This window comes from Cellulomonas sp. P5_C6 (genome assembly GCF_054049635.1).
Genome location: NZ_JBFULZ010000407.1, coordinates 1 through 528, shown reverse-complemented (window position 1 = coordinate 528; position 528 = coordinate 1). Strand labels below are relative to the sequence as shown.

At 80.1% G+C, this 528-nt stretch carries 1 protein-coding gene; it reads left to right on the top strand.

Annotated features, from left to right (window positions below; genetic code table 11):
- Positions 1 to 528: hypothetical protein (locus ACXJKG_RS21435; protein WP_456847729.1), on the top strand; the 528-nt coding region annotated here is incomplete at both ends.

Here is a 528-nt window from a genome sequence, read left to right as displayed (position 1 = left end):
CCTGACGGTCGAGCAGCCGTGGGACCCGGGCGGCTCGCTCGCCGTCGTCGGACCCCGCGCGCTCGCGCTGCCCGTGGCCCGGGCCGTCGTCCTGGGCACCCTCGGCACGCAGCTCGCCGCCACCGTCACCGTGCACGCCCGGCACCCCGAGGACTGGTTGTGGTGCGTCTGGGCGGCCGAGGGGCCCGGGCCCGACGTCCTGGTCGTCGCCGACGATCCGCGCGACCCGTCCGCGCTGGCCCGCTGGCGGTCGTCGGCACCCGCGTCGCAGCGCGTGCTCGTCCTGGCGGACGACGGGTCCGCCGTGCCCGCGTGGTGTCGCGCCCGCCTCGACGTGGGCCCGCGGTCGGTGCTGCTGCGGGACGCGACCGGCTCGACCCGCGAGGTCTCGCGACACGCGGTCACCGCCGAGCACGCGCTCCTGCAGGTCCGCGCCGCGGCCGCCGCCCGCGCGGTCGCGCGCACGTACGACGCGGCCGGCGCCATGCCCGACCGGGCGTCGCTCGGCGCGCTCGACGCGATCCCCGG